The sequence below is a fragment of the Nocardiopsis sp. NRRL B-16309 genome (genome assembly GCF_001279585.1).
Taxonomy (GTDB): domain Bacteria; phylum Actinomycetota; class Actinomycetes; order Streptosporangiales; family Streptosporangiaceae; genus Nocardiopsis.
This window is the reverse complement of sequence record NZ_LGEC01000016.1, coordinates 371,283-384,116: the sequence shown is the minus strand read 5'-3', so window position 1 is coordinate 384,116 and position 12,834 is coordinate 371,283. Positions and strand designations below refer to the sequence as shown.

The 12,834-nt window shown below is 73.5% G+C and carries 7 protein-coding genes; 4 read left to right on the top strand and 3 right to left on the bottom strand.

Going from position 1 to position 12,834, the window contains the following annotated elements; genetic code table 11:
* Positions 1–202 precede the first annotated feature (202 nt).
* From ADL05_RS04665 to cofD, 3 genes are all read right to left on the bottom strand, one after another.
* The gene (locus ADL05_RS04665; RefSeq protein WP_053615595.1) at positions 203–1,450 is read right to left on the bottom strand and encodes a glycosyl hydrolase family 18 protein; all 1,248 of its coding nucleotides are present in this window, start codon (positions 1,448–1,450) and stop codon (positions 203–205) included.
* Positions 1,451–2,569: 1,119 nt separating this feature from the next.
* Entirely contained in the window at positions 2,570–3,865 is a 1,296-nt protein-coding gene (locus ADL05_RS04655; protein ID WP_053615593.1) for a coenzyme F420-0:L-glutamate ligase, read from the bottom strand.
* Entirely contained in the window at positions 3,862–4,842 is a 981-nt protein-coding gene (gene cofD / locus ADL05_RS04650; protein WP_053615592.1) for a 2-phospho-L-lactate transferase, read from the bottom strand. The genes ADL05_RS04655 and cofD overlap by 4 nt, the downstream gene beginning before the upstream one ends.
* A gap of 244 nt (positions 4,843–5,086) precedes the next feature.
* On the opposite strand from cofD, the gene ADL05_RS04645 reads away from it, so the two are divergent.
* From ADL05_RS04645 to ADL05_RS04630, 4 genes are all read left to right on the top strand, one after another.
* Positions 5,087–6,553, top strand: coding sequence for a hypothetical protein (locus ADL05_RS04645; protein WP_053615591.1), 1,467 nt, complete (start codon positions 5,087–5,089; stop codon positions 6,551–6,553).
* Between the two features lie 236 nt (positions 6,554–6,789).
* On the top strand, positions 6,790–7,077 hold the full coding sequence (locus ADL05_RS04640) for a WhiB family transcriptional regulator (RefSeq protein ID WP_014908913.1): 288 nt from the start codon (positions 6,790–6,792) through the stop codon (positions 7,075–7,077).
* Between the two features lie 316 nt (positions 7,078–7,393).
* Positions 7,394–10,888: a glycosyltransferase family 2 protein gene (locus tag ADL05_RS04635; protein ID WP_053615590.1), complete on the top strand. Its 3,495-nt coding sequence runs from the start codon at positions 7,394–7,396 to the stop codon at positions 10,886–10,888.
* A gap of 3 nt (positions 10,889–10,891) precedes the next feature.
* On the top strand, positions 10,892–12,649 hold the full coding sequence (locus tag ADL05_RS04630) for a DUF5719 family protein (protein WP_053615589.1): 1,758 nt from the start codon (positions 10,892–10,894) through the stop codon (positions 12,647–12,649).
* The last annotated feature ends 185 nt before the right edge of the window (positions 12,650–12,834 follow it).

The window sequence follows — 12,834 nt, the reverse complement described above, 5'->3', positions numbered from 1 at the left end:
GTCCTCCCCGGCGCGGGACGCGCGCGGGACCCGCCGGGGCGCCCGTCGGTGGGGGACGGGGGAGCGGCGGCGAGGGTGGAGGCGAAGGGCGGGGTGGGGAGGGCGGGGCGCAGGGTCGCGGCGCCCCGCCCCTGGGGGAGTGGCGGCCCGTCACGGTCGGGAGTGCGGTGACGGGCCGCCGGGAAGGGGGCTCGGCCGGGCGTCAGCAGGCGCCGACGGTCTCCCAGACGCCCCACTGGCCGGTGGTGCCGGGCTCCTCGCCGCGCGTCCACCACTTGGCGCGGTACACGGTGCCCTCGTGGGAGACCGTGTCACCGGCGGTGTAGACGGAGCCGGAGGCCCAGGCGGGGGCGTCGCAGTCGACGGGGTCCTCGGTGGGCTCATCGGTCGGCTCGTCCGTGGGCTCTCCGGGGCCGCTGCCCAGGCGGGCGGAGATCGTCTCGGCGAAGGCGTAGCCGTTGGTGGAGTCCCAGTTCACGGACCAGGTCATCACGCCGCCGATGGGGCCGTAGGGGGTCTCGGGGGAGAAGGATCCGCAGTTGGTCCCGCTCTCCAGGCAGTCGAGCGCCCGCACGATCTCGGTCGGCGCCATGTGCCCGCCGCCGGCCGCGGAGGGGGTCGCGGGCAGCCCCAGACCGACCTGGTCCGGGCTCAGCCCCATCTCCAGCTGGATGCAGGCCAGCGCGGCGACGAAGTCGGCGGTGCCCTGGCTGTAGACCTGGTCGTCGCAGCCCAGCATCGTGCCGGAGTTGTAGTACTGCATGTTGACGATGGTCAGGATGTCCGAGATCTCCATGGCGAGCTTGGGGTACTCGCGGTCCGGGCTCTGGAAGTCGATGGTCTGCGGCGCCATCGTCAGGATCAGGTCGGAGCCGGCCTGGGAGCTCAGGTCGCGCAGGGCACTGCTCATGTACTGGGCGTCGATGCCGTGTTCGAGGTCGATGTCGATGCCGTCGAAGCCGTAGTCCTGCATCAGCGCGAACGCGGTGTCGGCGAAGTTGCGGGCCTGCGTGGCGTTGGTGACGGACACGTGCCCGAGTTCGCCGCCGACCGAGAGGATGACCTTGCGCCCCTCGGCCTGCACGGCCGCGATGTCGTCGCGGAACGCCTGGTCGGTGTAGCCGTCCAGCTCCGCGCTGGCGAGGTTGAACGTGATGCCGCCGTCGAGCGAGGGGTGGTTGTCGGCGAAGGAGACGGCGACCAGGTTGTACTCGCTGGGGACCTCGCCGAGGGTGAGGACGTTGGAGCCGTTGTCGAAGTTGTGCCAGTAGCCGGTCAGCCAGGGGGCGGACTGCTGGGCGGTCTCGGTGTCGGCCACGGGCTCGACCTCTGTGGGGGAGGGGGTGAACTGTCCGGCGCCGGCGACCAGCGCGGAGGCCAGGAGGGCGCCCGCGCCGATCAGGGCGGCGACGGTGCCGCGTCGGCGGGGGGTACGACGGTGTTCGTGCATGGGGGGCGTGCTCCTGTCATCGAGCGGGGAGACGATGCGTCGTTGTGGGGAGGCGCGGAGGCCACGCTAATTGTTAGGAAACCTTAGAGTTGTGTTCCGGCCCCGTCAACGGAAATGGTAAAGAAAGTTGCCCTTTTCCTCGGGGGTGTGTTTGCTGGGGGCCTCCGCGCTGTGTCTCCGGGGGCCTCCGCTCGTTCCTCGCTTTGGCCCGTGCTCGGGGCGCCGAGTAGCCAGCGTTCTTCGTCGTCGACTTGCCTTGCTCGTTCCGGCGGCCCCGTCTCCTCCTGCAGAACACTGGCGCGCCCCTCGCGACACCCCCTGTGGCCCCGCAGTCTGAACGGCCACCTCTCACCCCCTGGGGCTGACGTAGGCCTGTTCGTGCAGGTCCGCACTGCGGGTTCCCTCGGTTGGACGGCTCACGTCTCACCCCTTGGGGTTGAGGGGGGCCGGGTCGCGCGGCTTCCACCCGCTGGCCATGAGGCACAGGGGGTTGGGCGTGCACACGCTGGGCCACCGGCACCACTGGGGGGTGGGCGTGAGCGGTTCCGCTCACCGGCACTACTGGGGGTTGGAGGTGAGCGATGTGCTCTTGGGGACCACTGGGGGTTGGGTGGGCACACGCGGGGCTACGGGAACCACGGGGGTGGACGTGAGCGATGCGCTCTCGGGGACCACGGGGGGTTGGTCGGGGCTGATGCGCTCCCGGGTCTTCCCCCGAGGGGGTTGAAGGTCAGCGGTTCCGCTCACCGGCACCACTGGGGGTTGGAGGTGAGCGGTTCCGCTCACCGGTACTACTTGGGGTTGGAGGTGAGCGATGTGCTCTCGGGAACCACTGGGGGGTTGGACGTGAGCGATGCGCTCTTGGGGACCACTGGGGGGTTGGTCGGGCCAAAGCGAGGAACGAGCGGAGGCCCAAAGAAAGCAGGGGGGTGAGGGGCGCGCCGGTGCCTGCAGGAGGAGTCTCTGCCGCCAGCGAGGAACGAGCAAGGCAGTAGCGACGACGAAGGACCCGGCGTGATGCGCCCCGAACCCTTCCGGCGTGAGGCGCCCCGATCCCTTCCGGCGTGAAGCGCCCCGACCCCCACCCGATCCCTTCCGGCGTGAAGCGCCCCTACCCCCTCAGCGGACGGTGACGAAGTCCTCGGGGTCCCGCGGCGGCCGGTCCCGGGGCGGCTCGGCCGCGTGCCCGACCGCCACCGATCCCATGGGCCGCCACTCGGCCGGGACGTCCAGCACCTCGCGCACGACGTCGGCGCAGAACATCGTCGAGGAGATCCAGGCCGACCCCAGGCCCTCCATGGCCAGCCCCACCAGCAGGTTCTGCACCCCGGCGCCCATCGCCACGAGGAACATCGACTGCTCGGCCGCGGCCCGGCGCTCGTCGGGGTAGGGGTGGGCGCCGTCCGCGACGAGGAACGGCACCACCAGGTAGGGCGCCTCCCGGAGCACGTCGCCGCGCCGGGTGCGGCGGGCGATGGCCTCCTCGGAGAAACCGTCGGCCCGCAGGTCGGCCACCCACGCCTGGAGCATCGCGTCCAACAGCCGCTTGCGCGTGTGCGCCGACTCCACGAGCACGAACCGCCACGGCGTGGTGTGGTGCGGCGCGGGCGCCGTGACGGCCGTGGCCACCGCGCGGCGCACGGCGGCCGGGTCGACCGGCTCGTCGGTGAACGAGCGCACGGTGCGTCGGGCCGGGACCACGTCGCGCGAGCCGTACCGGAACAGGTCCGCGTCGGCCGGGCGCACGAGGGCCGCCGCCCCCGGGCCGTCCTCCTCGGTGACCAGGTCGCCGAGCCCGCTGACGACCGCGACCGGGACCGCGCTCGTCTTGCCCTTGACCAGTTCCCCCGCGCCGGCGATCTCGTCGGCGACCGCGTTGACCGTGGCCTCCATCACGTTGCCGTGCGCGTCGGCGGTGCCGCGCAGGTCCTGGACGGGGACGACCCCGGCGGCTCCGATGGCCACGTCGGTCTGGCCCACCCGCCAGGGGCGGCCGAAGGTGTCGGACACGATGACGCCCACGCGCACGCCCAGGCGCTCGCGCAGCCCCGCGCGCAGAGCGCGGGCGGAGGCGTCGGAGTCCTCCGGCAGCAGCAGCACCGTGCCGGGTTCGACGTTGGAGGCGTCCACACCGGCCGCGGCCATCACCAGCCCGTGGCGGGTCTGCACGATCCGGGTGCGGCCCGCGCGGGCCACCACGCGCACGGTCTCGGCGTCGACGGCCTCCTCGCGGTCCATCCGGCGCGAGCGCCCCTCGGCCTTGCTGACGATCTTGGAGGTGACCACGAGCACGTCGCCGTCGGCCAGCGGGGTGCCGGAGGCGGCCACGGCGTCGGCGACCAGCGCCACCAGGTCGTCGCCCTCGCGGACCTCGGGGATGCCGTCCAGTCCGCGGACGCTGACGCGGGCGCTCACCGGTCCGTCCCCCGCAGCTCGACTGCCAGGTCTACGGCGGCCCGGGCGATCGCCTCGGTCTCCTCCGGGCCCGTCATGTACAGCGGGCGCGAGCGGACCTCGATCCCCTCGACCGCGGTCCCCGCGTCGGCCTCGTCGACCAGCCAGCCGTCGAGCAGGTCCGAGCCCAGGTGCTCGGCGACCGCGCCCGCGGAGGTCTCCACGCCGATCGCGGCCAGGCAGGCGTCGGCCATGCCGCGGACGGGGGCTCCGCCGATGATGGGTGAGACGCCCACCACGGTCTTGCCGACCATGGCCTCGCGCATCCCGGGGACGTTGAGGACGGAGCCGACGCTGACGACCGGGTTGGACGGCGGCAGGATGACCGCGTCCGCCTCGGCGATCGCGGCCAGCACCCCGGGGGCGGGCTTGGCCGACTCGGCGCCCACGCTGACGATCTGCTCGGCGGGCAGGGCGGCGCGGTGGCGGATCCACCACTCCTGGAAGTGGATGGCGCGGCGGCCCTGGCCGTCGTCGACGACCACGTGCGTCTCGACCTGGTCGTCGGTCATGGGCAGGAGGCGCACGCCCGGTCGCCAGCGGTCGCACAGGGCCTCGGTCACCGCGGAGAGCGGGTAGCCCGCCGCGAGCATCTGCGCGCGCACGATGTGGGTGGCGGTGTCCCGGTCGCCGAGCCCGAACCAGGTGGGCTGCATCCCGTAGGCCGCGAGCTCCTCCTTGACGGTGAAGGACTCGTCGGTGCGGCCCCACCCCTGTTCCTCGTTGATGCCGCCGCCGAGGGTGTACATCACCGTGTCCAGATCCGGACAGATCCTCAGCCCGAACAGGGTGATGTCGTCACCCGTGTTGCCGATGACGGTGATGCTGCTGCCTGTGGTCTGGTCTTCGGTGGCAGGAGCGTCCGTTCCCAGCGCCGCCTTGAGGCCGCGTAGGAAACGTGCGCCGCCGATACCGCCGGCCGGTACGACTATCCGCATGCGTCCAAGTCTGGCAGGCTGGTGGCGTGTATGGGTCGTCTGCCCCGCCGTGGGCGCGCGACGCAGGTGTGACCGATCTGGCGCCGGGCCCTCGTGAACCCGGCCGCTCCGGCCGCCATCTCATTCTGTCGACCGGTGCCCGGTGTCCCCAGGTTCTGTCCGGATCCGGTCGATTCATCTGACCGACCGACGATATGCCAAGCTTTCACCGACGCGACGGCGAAGCAGCAGAGGGGAACCTCCCTTGAACACCGAATCACTAGACCGCCTGCGCCCGCTGGGGGCCTGGATCCTCCTGGGAGCCGCGGGCGCATCCATGCTGGCGAGTCTCATCCGCATGATCGCGGGGTCCAGCTACCCCGGGACGTTCGCGTCCGCGATGAGCGGGGCGGGTGCCGGTTTCTACGGAGTGTGGATCGTCCTGCTGGTGTCGGCCGCGGTCGCCGTGGTCGTGACGAACGAGCAGTCGCGCGCCGCCGCGGCCCCGGTCGTGGTGACCGCGATGATCATGGTCGGTGTCGGACTGCTGTTCGCCCTGATCGGCCTGATCACGGGCTTCATCGGAGTCGAGAACGCCGGCTACGGCTTCTCCTCCATGTTCTCCACGCTGAGCCACGGCGCGGTGCTCGGCCTGGTCGGCTTCGTGCTGCTCAAGGTCTTCAACAACCCCGTGCTGGTGCCCCGGCCGCAGCAGCCGCAGCAGCCGCAGTACAACCCGCAGCAGGCCTACCCGCCCGCGACGGGAGCCCAGCAGTCCTTCGCCCAGCCCGGCTACCCCGTCCAGCCGGCCGCCGACCCCGCGCAGACCGGCTACCAGGGCCAGGCGGCAGCCGCGGACCCGGCCCAGACCGGTGCCGACCCGATGCAGACCGGTCAGCAGCAGGCCTACGCCCAGCAGTACGGGACCGGCGCCCAGCAGGCCTACGGCCAGCAGCAGGGCTATGACGCCGCCGCGCAGCAGCAGGCCGCCTACGGTCAGCAGTTCGGTGTGGACGCCTCCGGCCAGCAGCAGGCCTACGACGCGGCGGCGCAGCAGCAGGCCGCGTACGGTCAGCAGTTCGGCGCGGACGCCTCTGGCCAGCAGCAGGCCTATGACGCGGCCGCGCAGCAGCAGGCGGCCTACGGTCAGCAGTACGGGACGGGTGCCCAGCACGCCTACGGCCAGCAGTTCGGCGCGGACGCCTCCGGCCAGCAGCAGGCCTATGACGCGGCGGCGCAGCAGCAGGCCGCGTACGGTCAGCAGTTCGGTGCGGACGCCGCCGCGCAGCAGCAGGCGGCCTACGGCCAGCAGTACGGGACCGGCGCCCAGCAGGCCTACGGCCAGCAGTACGGCACCGACGCCGCCGCGCAGCAGCAGGGCGAGTACGCGGCGGCCTACGACCCCTCCCAGTACGCGCCGCAGTCCTACGACAGCGGCCAGCAGGCCGCCGACGCGGCCCCGAACTCCGGCGAGCAGGCCGCCCAGGACGCGATCCAGTACGGCTGGTACCAGGGCGCGGACCAGCGAGGGCAGGCGCAGGACACTCCCGCCGAGGGCGGAGTTGAACCATTCTTTAACTCCGGTGAGAACAACGGTACCGACGCGGCCGGCCAGGGGACCGGATCCTACGGAGGCCAGTACGGCTCCGGTTCCGGCTACGGCTCTGACCAGCAGGGACAGAGCGGTACCGGGGATCAGCAGAGCTGGTACGGCGGAGAAGAGCGGCGCTGACCCCGCACGGGGCCCCACGCTCCCGCTGCCTTGGAAGGCCGTGAATTGCGTGGTAATCCGCAGAACGGACATCGCGGAGCCGACGTTGGCGCTTCGTTACATGATATTCAGTGGATTACCACGCAGGGCGCTTGACTATCGGTCACGCGGCCACGTGTAATTTCAAGGTGGGATTCCACCCGGCCTGGGGGACGAAAAGGGCCGGGGACATCTATGGGGGGCAACAGGAGGTGCGCATGAGCGAGGTCATCCCGCTGGCGCACGGCTCGGATGAAGATCTGGGCTGGCAGGAACGTGCCCTGTGCGCGCAGACCGACCCGGAGGCGTTCTTCCCCGAGAAGGGCGGCTCGACGCGGGAAGCGAAGAAGGTCTGCCAGTCGTGCGAGGTACGTGCGGAGTGCCTGGAATACGCACTGGAGCACGATGAGCGCTTCGGTATCTGGGGGGGACTCTCCGAGCGTGAGCGCCGAAGGCTGAAGAAAGCCGCCGGAGGGGATTTCGATTTCCTGGCGGACATGCTGTAGGAGCTGACGCGAAGACGCGCGTTCGGGCTGTGAGTCCGGGCGCGCGTTCTTCATGTTCGGGGTGTTCGCGGAGAACGTTCGTATTGCGTCGAACGCACCACTCGCGGGAAATAGCCCGATATGGCCGGGGCGGGGGCGGCTGCGCCGAATAGGTCCCGAATGGTGCGGGGTGGCGTATCGTGAGGTCCCGGCTCGCCCCCGCGGGCCGCCTCCGGCGCGCTCACGCGCCCACCGACCGCCGGCCTCCGCGGCCGGCACCCGCACGGGCCCGGACACCGGTGCCCACCCCGCCTCCCGGAGAGAACCCACCACAGCCGTGCTTGACCAGGATTCCGCCCGACACGTCGTCACCGTGGTCGTCGTCAACCACGACGGCGCCCGCTGGCTTCCGGAGACCTTGGCGGCGGTCCGCGCGCAGACCCGGCCCGTCCAACGCGTCGTGGCGGCGGACACCGGCAGCACCGACGGCAGCCCCGCCACGCTCGCCGAGTACCTGCCCGCCGACGCCGTCCTCGACCTGCCCGCCGACACCGGCTTCGGCGACGCCGTGCGGGCCGCCCTGGAACTGCCCCGCTCCACCACGCCCGTGCGCGGCTTCGACGACGACGCCACCGAATGGATCTGGCTCGTCCACGACGACCTCACCCCGGAGACGGACGCCCTCGACCACCTGCTGGCCGCCGCGGACCAGGACCCGCGCGCCGCCGTCCTGGGGCCCAAGCTCCGCGACTGGTTCGACCGCCGCCTCCTGATCGAGGCCGGCGTCACCATCGACGGCGCGGGCCGACGCGAGACCGGTCTGGAACAGCGCGAGTTCGACCACGGACAGCACGACGGCACCCGGCAGGTCCTCGCCGTCTCCAGCGCCGGGATGCTCGTCCGCCGCGACGTGTGGGACCGGCTCGGCGGCTTCGACCCGGCCCTGCCGCTCTTCCGCGACGACATCGACTTCTGCTGGCGCGTGGGCGGCGCCGGCCTGCGTGCGATCCTGGTCACCGACGCGGTCGCCTACCACGCCGAGGCCTCGGCGCGCCGGCGCCGGCCCATCACCGCCACCCGCAACCACCCGCGCAGGGTCGACCGGCGCCACGCCGTGTTCGTGCTCCTGGCGAACCTGCCCTTCGGCGGAATGGTCGCGGCCCTGCTGCGCAACTCCTTCGGCTCGCTGCTGCGCGTGCTGATGTACCTGCTCATCAAGCAGCCCGCCAACGCGCTGGACGAGGCCGCGGCGATCACCCTGGTGTACCTGCGGCCCTTCCGCCTGGCCCGCGCGCGCTTCCGGCGCCGCCGCGACCGCCGCCGCACCTACAGCGCCATCCGGCCGTTCCTCGCGCGCGGCGTGGCGATCCGCCAGTTCCACGACGCCGTCACCGGCGTCCTGTCCGGGGACCCGGTGGGCAACACCCCCGGCCGGCACCAGGCCGTGACCGCCGAGCCCGGTCCCGGCGGCGACGACGACACCCCCGACGACCGCAACGGGTTCGTCCGCCGCGTCCTGCTGCGGCCCGGACCGCTCCTGGTCGCGGGCCTGGTGGCCGTCACCCTCGTCGCCGGGCGCTCCCTGCTGTTCGGCGACCTCCTCGCGGGCGGGGCCCTGCCGCCGGTCGTGGGCTCGGCGGGCGACCTGTGGTCGCTGTACCTGTCCGGGTACCCCGACAGCGGACTCGGCTCGGACGCGCCGGTCCCGCCCTACGTCGGGCTGCTCGCCCTGCTGTCCACGCTGACCCTGGGCAAGCCGTGGCTGGCGGTGACCGTCGTCCTTCTCGGCTGCGTGCCGCTGGCCGGACTGACCGCCTACCTCCTGGCCCGCGAGGTGCTGCGCTACCGCCCGGCCCGCCTGTGGATGGCCGGAGCCTACGCCCTGCTGCCCATGGCGACCGGTGCGGTCGCCCAGGGCCGACTGGGCACCGCGCTCGTGCACGCGCTGCTGCCGGTGCTCGGCCTCCTGCTGGTGCGGGTGGTCTCGATGCCGCCGCGGCACTCCCGGCGGGCCGCCTGGGGATTGGGCCTGACCCTGGCCGTGGCCACCGCCTTCGTCCCGATGGTGTGGCTGCTGTGCGCGGCCACCGGTGTGCTCGTCGCGGTCGCCTTCGCCCACCTGGGGCGCCGCATCCACGTCAGCATCCTGCTCAGCCTGGCTCTGCCGGTCGTCCTGCTGATGCCGTGGTCGCTGGAACTGCTGCTGCACCCCTCGCTGTGGCTGCTGGAGGCGGGTCTGCACCGGCCCGAGCTCTCGGACCCGGGGGCGGCCCCGTACGAGCCGCTCATGCTCTCCCCGGGCGGCCCCGGCACCCCGCCGTTCTGGGTGACCGCCGGATTCCTGGCGGCCGCCCTGTGCTCCCTGCTGCTGCTCCGCAACCGGATGCTCGTCGCCGCCGGATGGACCCTGGCCCTGTTCGGGATCCTCATCGCCGTGCTCACCAGCCGGATCGTGGTCGAACCGCACTTCGGCGGGCCCCCGGCGGCGGTCTGGCCGGGCGTGGCCCTGGCGTTCGCCGCCACCGCGGTCCTGCTGGCCTCGGCCAGCGCCGCCCGCGCGTTCGGCGACATGGCCAGGGGCGAGGGCGCGGACGCGGGCCTCCTCCGGCGCTGGTTCGGGCGGGGCGGCCGACGCGTGTTCGCCCTCGGTGTCGCCGCGCTGGCCCTGGCCACCCCGGTCACCGCGGCCGCGCTGTGGATGTGGGAGGGCGTGGACGGACCGGTCACCGCGGACTTCGTCCCCGTCGTCCCGGGCGCCCTGGAGACGCTCAGCGAGGACGGCACCCGGCCGCGCACCCTGGTGGTGACCCCGGACGGGGACGGCGGCGTGGACTACACGATCGTGCGCGGGCGGGAACCGCGGTTGGGCGAGGAGCGTGTCACGCCCGCCCCGGAGGCCCGCGCGGCCGTGGACCGGGCCGTCGCCGAGCTGGCCGTGGGGCAGGGCGGCGACCAGCTCTTCACCCTGGCCGACTACGGCGTCCAGTACGTGCTCTACCCGCGCCCCGACATCGCGGGGCCCTCCGACACCACCATGGTCGACACCCTCGACGGGACTCCCGGACTGGAACGCCAGTCCCTGTCCGACCGGTACGCGCTGTGGCGGCTGAGCGATCCCGGCGGCGCGCTGCGGGTCGTGTCCGAGGACGGCGCCGGGGCCGAGGCACTGACCGTGCGGGGCGAGGCGGGCGACCTCACCGCCGAGACCGCTCCCGGCGGCGCCGGGCGGCTGCTCTCGCTGGGCGAGCCCGCCGACGGCGGATGGCGCGCCACCCTCGACGGCACCGAACTGGCCCCGGTGGCCACCGAACACGGCAACCAGGCCTGGGAGCTGTCCGTGGACGGCGGCCAGGTCCGCGTGTGGCACACCGACCACGTCCACACAGCGTGGCTGGTCACCCAGGCCGTCCTGGTCGTGGTGGTGGCGGTCCTGGCCGCGCCTGGGGTGCGGACGGAGGAGGACGCGCGGCTCATCGAGTCCACGCCCGCCCCCAGGCCCCGCCGCCCCGAAGGGCTGCGGCGGTCGCGCCGCCGGACCCGGACGGGCCGGCCCCGGGCGGGCCGCGCCAGGTCGGACAGGGCGGGGCGCTCGGACCGGTCGGACCGGTCCGGCGCGGCCCGTGCCGAGACCGGGGCGTCCGAACGGACGGTCCTGGACGGCGTGGACGGCGTGGACGGCCCGGACGAGGGAGTGTCGACCGGCGCGCTGCCCGTCACCCGCGGGGGCGGGCGGCGGCGCGGGACCCGGGGCACCCGGCGGCGGGGCCGTCGCCGCGACGACGGGCGCGGCCGGTCCGGCGGCGGTCCCGGCACCACCGAGGGGGAGGAGTAGCCCGTGCGACTGATCGTGGAGAACCGCTTCGCCCTGTTCGGGCTGGTCGCGTTGGCGATGGTGACGATGCTGGGCATCGCGTACGTGATCCGGCCGGTCAACGCGGTCCTGGGCGAGAGCGAGCCGGGCACGATCCGCCCGGACCACTCCGTCCGAGTGTGCCCGGCCCCGCACGAGGACGCCGATGACGCGGAGAGCTCGATCCGGGCGTTCGCGCCCCGGGTGGACCGCGACGACGTGGGCTCGCTGTGGGCCGCGCCGGTCCTGGACGGCACCGACGAGGACGCGCGGGACGACGAGGGCTCCGAGGACGCGGAGGATGCCGGGGACGACGGGGACACCGAGGGCTCCGAGGACGGCGGGGATTCCGAGGACGGCGCGGACGAGGACGGGAACGAGGACGCCGACGAGTCGGCGGCCGACGGCGCGGGTGGCCCGGACGGCGCGGGCGGCGCGGGCGGCCCGGACGGCGCGGGCGACGACGGCCGGACCCTCGGCGACGAACTCACCGAACCGGGCCTGCTGTGGAACACCGACACGGGGACGCAGACCGACCCCGTCGCCCTCCACGCCGAGGGCGCCCTGGCCGCCGGACTCGACGCCGCGCAGGTCACCGTGTCCGACGACGAGGTCACCGAGGTCCGCTGCCTTGAGGCCTCCATCGGCACCTGGTTCGCGCTGCCCGGCGGCAACGACCCCGAGGACGTGGCGGTGGACTCCCTCACCGCCCACCTCGCCAACCCCGAGGACTCGCGCGCCACGGTGAGCGTGGACGTGTTCACCCTGGAGGGCCCCTCCTACTCCTCCGAGAGCCGCGGCATCGCCCTGGCCGCGGGGGAGTCCACCGAACTCGACCTGACCGAACTCGTGCGGAACACCGCCGCCATCGGCGTCCACGTGCGCACGAGCACCGGCCGGGTGGGAGCCGCCCTGTTGGCCGAGCACTCCTCCGGCGCCACCGACTGGGTCCCGCCCACCACGGACCCGGGTGTGGAGCACGTCATCCCCGGAGCGCTCGGCGGCGAGGGCACCCGTCGGCTGTACGTGGCCGCGCCGGGTGACGAGCCCGCCGAGGTGCGGGTCCACGTGGTCGGTCCCGAGGGCTCCGCCGACGAGGACGCCGAAGCGGACGAGGGCGAGGACGAGGGCGAACCGGAGCAGGCCACCGGCACGGTGGAGGACCCGCTCGTGATCGACGTGGCCCCGTCCGCGTCGGCGTGGCTCACGCTGGAGACGGCACTGGGCGGCGAGCCCGGGACCGTGGTCGTGGAGTCGGACCGACCCGTGGTCGCGGGGGTCCTCGCCGAGATCGAGGACTCCGACGGCGACGTCGTCGAGACGGCCTACTCCGCCGCGGTCGAACCGCTGGCCTTCCCCCACGACACGACCGCCGTCCTGGCCAACGTCCCCGAGGACGTCGAGACACAGCTGGTCCTGGGCGCGGTGGACGCGGACGTGTCGATGATCGCCACACCGATCGGAGCCCACGGGACCCAGGGCGACGCGGTGAAGATCACGGTCGGCGCGGGCACCACGCGCGCGTTCGGCTCGGAGGACGACGCCTGGGAGCGTCCGCCGGGGACCGACCCGGAGGACGCCTACGCGGTCCGCCTGGAGCTGCTGGAGGAGTCCGCGGGACCGGTGTACGCCGCCCGCGTGCTGCGCTCCGGGGAGGCGCTCAGCGTCGTGCCGGTGCACCCGGCGCCGGTGCGGGTGGAACTGCCGGTCGTCCGGGACAGCATGGTGGGGATCGTGCCCTAGGCGCTCGGGCGCTCGGGCGCCTTGAGAACGGGAACCTTCTGCCCTTGTGGTGCACGCCGTCGTTCCTCGGGAACCCCCGTCGGCGCCCTCGCCGTGCCTTCTTCGGGCCGCCGCTCGTGCCCACACCGTCGCCCGTCACCACCCTCAACGGACGCCTTCGGCGCGGTTCATCCCGCTTCGGCCCG